The organism is Sphingobacterium sp. UBA2610 (assembly GCF_002339225.1).
Taxonomy (GTDB): domain Bacteria; phylum Bacteroidota; class Bacteroidia; order Sphingobacteriales; family Sphingobacteriaceae; genus Sphingobacterium; species Sphingobacterium multivorum.
In genome coordinates this window covers 1-3,065 of sequence record NZ_DDKA01000006.1, presented here as the reverse complement: position 1 = coordinate 3,065, position 3,065 = coordinate 1, and the positions used below count along the sequence as shown (strand labels likewise).

3 protein-coding genes and 1 rRNA gene are annotated in these 3,065 nt (G+C 38.9%); 2 read left to right on the top strand and 2 right to left on the bottom strand.

All coding sequences use genetic code 11. The features are described 5' to 3' along the window. Both B4Z47_RS04165 and B4Z47_RS04160 read left to right on the top strand, forming a co-directional pair. The coding region (locus tag B4Z47_RS04165; protein WP_286726865.1) for a pseudouridine synthase at nucleotides 1-1,012 on the top strand (1,012 nt) is incomplete at its 5' end. A gap of 94 nt (nucleotides 1,013-1,106) precedes the next feature. Beyond that, nucleotides 1,107-1,574, top strand: a complete 468-nt coding sequence (locus tag B4Z47_RS04160) for a nucleoside triphosphate pyrophosphohydrolase family protein (protein ID WP_070570070.1) — start codon at nucleotides 1,107-1,109, stop codon at nucleotides 1,572-1,574. A 149-nt stretch (nucleotides 1,575-1,723) separates the two neighbouring features. Here B4Z47_RS04160 and B4Z47_RS04155 read toward each other — a convergent pair whose 3' ends face one another. Continuing rightward, nucleotides 1,724-2,665, bottom strand: a complete 942-nt coding sequence (locus tag B4Z47_RS04155; protein ID WP_286726863.1) for a TIGR01212 family radical SAM protein — start codon at nucleotides 2,663-2,665, stop codon at nucleotides 1,724-1,726. Between the two features lie 194 nt (nucleotides 2,666-2,859). Then, nucleotides 2,860-2,971, bottom strand: a 5S ribosomal RNA gene (gene rrf, locus B4Z47_RS04150). Nucleotides 2,972-3,065: the final 94 nt, after the last annotated feature.

Below are 3,065 nucleotides of genomic sequence, written 5' to 3'. Positions count from 1 at the left end.
CAAACGTTCAGACAGAAATGACGCTCCAAGATCTTTTGACCGTTCAGAGCGTTCTTTCGATAAAAAAGATAACTTCAAACGTTCAGACAGAAATGACAGCCCAAGATCATTCGATAGATCAGAGCGTTCTTTTGACAAAAGAGACAGTTTCAAACGTTCAGACAGAAATGACTCTTCAAGACCTTCTAACAGAAAGTTTGATGGCGATAAAAGTAGAAATTTTGACGACAACAAAAACTTTGGTGATAAACAATATATTAAACGTCCAAAGAAAAAAGCAGAGGATGCAGAAGATGACGGCTTAGTTCGTTTAAATCGTTACATCGCCAATGCTGGTATCTGTTCAAGACGTAAAGCGGATGAGCTTATCACTGCTGGTGTTATTTGGGTAAATGGAGAACCTGTTACGGAATTGGGTACCAAGGTGGATCCTGCAACAGATGAAATCCGTTACAACAACGAACGTCTAAAACGTGAAAAAAATGTTTATGTTTTGTTGAACAAACCAAAAGATTATATCACGACTACAGATGATCCGCAGGAGCGTCATACCGTAATGGAACTTGTTTCTAAAGCGACAAAAGAAAGAATCTATCCTGTTGGTCGTCTTGACAGAAACACAACAGGACTACTTTTGATGACAAATGATGGTAGTCTTGCTGAAAAACTTTCACACCCGCGCAACAGCATCAGCAAAATCTATAATGTCGAGTTAAACAAAAGCCTTACACAAGGCGATTTTAACAAAATCAGCTTTGGTATCGAATTAGAGGACGGTGTAATTAAACCAGATGACTTGAGCTATGTTCAAGGCGGATCGAAACGTGAAGTCGGTATCCAAATCCACTCGGGGAAAAATCGTATCGTACGTCGTATTTTTGAGTCATTAGGATATGAAGTCGTTAAATTGGATCGTGTGGTTTATGCAAACTTAACGAAAAAAGACCTTCCACGTGGCCGTTGGAGATATTTAGAAGAGCGTGAAATCGTGCAGTTAAAGCACCTGATTTAATCGCTTAAGCAGATAAATAAAAATAAAGGACGGTCATTCAGTTAACCGTCCTTTATTTTTTATATTTGCTCTTTCAAATAATAAAACAAAGAATATGACTGATCCGAAAACACTTTCATCCGTTGCGGAATTCCATAAAACATTCCAACATCCAATCCTAGACACGCCTACTATTCCATCTGAACAAAGATGTGCCTTACGGGTATCGTTGATCGCTGAGGAATTAAAAGAATTAGAAGAGGCCATCCGGGATAAAGATTTGGTCGAGATTGCAGATGCGCTATGTGACATTCAATATGTACTTGCTGGAGCGGTATTGGAATTTGGTTTAAAAGATAAATTCTCTGCTCTTTTTGATGAAGTTCAACGTTCCAATATGAGCAAAGCATGTAAAGACGAAGCAGAAGCCATCGCTACACAGGAGCACTATAAATTAAAAGGTGTAGAATCCTATTATAAAGAAGTTGATGGCAAATTTCTGGTATTCAGAACAGCTGACAATAAAACGTTAAAATCCATCAATTACTCTCCAGCCGATCTAAAAACAATTGTTGAGGGCTAAATAAAAGATGGTAATCGTACCCTTTTTTTGTAGGTAAACAGCAAAGGCTTCATTAGAGAAGCCTTTGCTGTTTTTATAGCGCTGAATATATTCATTAAACGCGATAGCATACAATGATCTATCAAAAGAGTATAAAATATTAGGAACGGCTAAAAAAGACTCCCCTGCACGACCTGACGTGCTTCCAATCCCTTATCGATGTATGTTTGAATACCTGATTTCGGTAAGCCCCAATTCGGGGCAATTAACAATTCTTTATCTGCAATCCCGAAAATACGTTGAATGATCAGATCAGGACGCAATCGAGGAATAAACTTCGCTAAGAACTCGGTGTAACCTTCCATCGAAAAAAGTTCAAAGGGCTCACGTTTGAACTTAACCCCCATAATAGATCCCTCTACAATATGTAGGTGATGTAGCTTCACAAATTTAATCTGTGGAAAGCGGTTGATTTCATCTGCATATTTCAACATCATTTCTTCAGATTCCCACGGGAAGCCAAAGATGGTATGCACACAAAGCTCCAACGGAGTATCTTTCAGCATATTCATGGCCTGAACAAATTCGTCGTGAGAACAGCCTCTATTGATCTGCTCCAATGTATCGTTGTAAATAGATTCCATACCCATTTCCAAATCCACATCGTAACGATCTGTATAAGACTCCAACAATGCTATCTTTTCAAAATCCAAACAATCAGGACGTGTACCCACAGAAAGACCCAAAGTATTTTCAGGATCAATACTTAAAGCCTCATCATACATCATCTTCAGTAGATGAGTCGGCGCATATGTATTTGTATTTGGCTGGAAATAAATAATAAACTTCTCAGCGCCATAGCTATTACGTGCTCTTTCAATACCCGATTCCACCTGCTCGCGTATAGAAGGAATTTTCCGGGCAGTATCCGGTGTAAAAGAATCTACATTACAGTACGTACAACCACCATAGCCCTTACTACCATCACGATTGGGGCAGGTAAAATTACCATCCACAATCACTTTAAACACTTTCTGTCCGTTATACTTTTGCTTTAAATAAGCCCCGTAATGATTATACGGTTTAATTCCGTTGTCCAATAATGTACCCATTGCGCTGCAAAGTTACTCAATAAAAATCATAATTGTATTATTGCTCAGGAACAAAGCACTATGACATCACCCATTGTTGCGTCATTGTAAAAGATATCAGTTGTAAGGATAAACACTATTTTTACAGTAATAGATAGGCAGGTAGCTAAACGAAAGAAGCCCTTGACTGTTTCCAGCAAGGGCTTCCGTGTAAAAAAAGGCACCGACCTACTCTCCCACCTGTTACGGCAATACCATCGGCTCTGGCGGGCTTGACTACTCTGTTCGGAATGGGAAGAGGTAGACACCGCCGATATAGGCACCTAAAAATCTTTATTGGTCTGTCTTATGATAATATATCATCGTCAGGCCAACTGACATATATATTGAAAGATCATTTTAAAAATTAAAGAGGAAGACA